This window comes from Candidatus Deferrimicrobiaceae bacterium (assembly GCA_035256765.1).
Taxonomy (GTDB): Bacteria; Desulfobacterota; Deferrimicrobia; order Deferrimicrobiales; family Deferrimicrobiaceae; genus CSP1-8.
On record DATEXR010000027.1, the window covers coordinates 1 to 1,234 of the forward strand.

The following is a 1,234-nucleotide window of genomic DNA, read 5'->3' on the forward strand; positions in this document are numbered from 1 at the left end:
TCGTGCCGTGGAGAAATTGCTCCAGCGCCTTCATGAGCATCGGGCCCCGCCAGATGACCGGGGAGTCCTCCTCGAGCATGAACCCGATGGAGAGGACCTTGAGCCCGCCGGCATCCGCGGGGAGGATCATCCCGTTCTCGCCCATCAGCTGGTGCTTCGTCAGATTCAGCAGCGTCGGGACCGACGGTCCGTAGATGTCGGCGTCCAGAAGCCCCACCCGGGCCCCCGCCTTGTGGAGCGCCACCGCGATGTTCGCGCTGACCGTCGACTTGCCGACCCCCCCCTTCCCGGAGGCGACCGCCACGATGTTGCGCACCCCCTCCACGGGCCGTCTTCCCTCCATCGGGTCCTTCGCCGCCTTCACGTCCGCGGAGACCCGGACATCCACCGAGGAGACCCCGGGGACCGACAGCACCGCCTTCTCCACCGCCTCCTGCATCTCCGCCTTTTTCGGGCAGGCGGGCGTGGTGAGCACGAGGTCGAGGGAAACGTCCCCGCCGGATACGGCCACATTCCGGATCATGGAAAGACTCACCAGGTCCCTTCCCAGTTCCGGGTCCATCACGCCGGAGAGGGCCGACAGGATGGCTTCCCCGGTCGCGGCCGGCGGGCTTTCCTTCCTCTTGAACAGGGACATCGCATTCTCCTTTTGCTGCATCCTTTCTAAGCGATGATACCACCGGGAGAGACGCCCCGGGCTTGACCGGAGTCAAATTCTCCTTTTTTGATGAAGCGTTCCCCCCCCATCGATTATAGTCAGTAGGATGGCCCAATCGCCCTCGCGACAGATACGACGCGCCGCGGCGGTCATGATGGCGTCGGTATTCGTTAGCCGCATCCTCGGGTACGCGCGGGACGCGGTGATCGCCTACCAGCACGGGGCGACCCCGGAGACGGACGCCTACTTCGTCGCCTTCACCATCCCCGATTTCCTGAACTACCTTCTGGCGGGGGGGGCCCTCTCGATCACCTTCATTCCGATCTTCGCGAAGACCATCGCGGAAAACCGGGAAGAGGAGGGGTACCGTTCTTTCTCCGCGATCGCCACGGTCATGGGGATCGCGATGCTCTTCTTCGTCATCCTCGGCGAGTTCCTCACCGAGCGCCTGATCCCCCTCATCGCCCCGGGCTTCCCGCCGGACCAGATCCACCTCGCGGCGCGGCTCACCCGGATCGTCCTCCCGGCGCAGCTGTTCTTCTACCTCGGCGGCCTCCTCATGGCGGTGCAGTACGC

The 1,234-nt window shown here is 65.2% G+C and carries 2 protein-coding genes; one reads left to right on the top strand and one right to left on the bottom strand.

What is annotated here, in order from left to right; all coding sequences use genetic code 11:
* Positions 1-637: P-loop NTPase (locus VJ307_01045; GenBank protein HJX72712.1), on the bottom strand; the 637-nt coding region annotated here is incomplete at its 3' end.
* 172 nt (positions 638-809) lie between these two features.
* Here VJ307_01045 and VJ307_01050 point away from each other — a divergent pair.
* Positions 810-1,234: lipid II flippase MurJ (locus VJ307_01050; protein ID HJX72713.1), on the top strand; the 425-nt coding region annotated here is incomplete at its 3' end.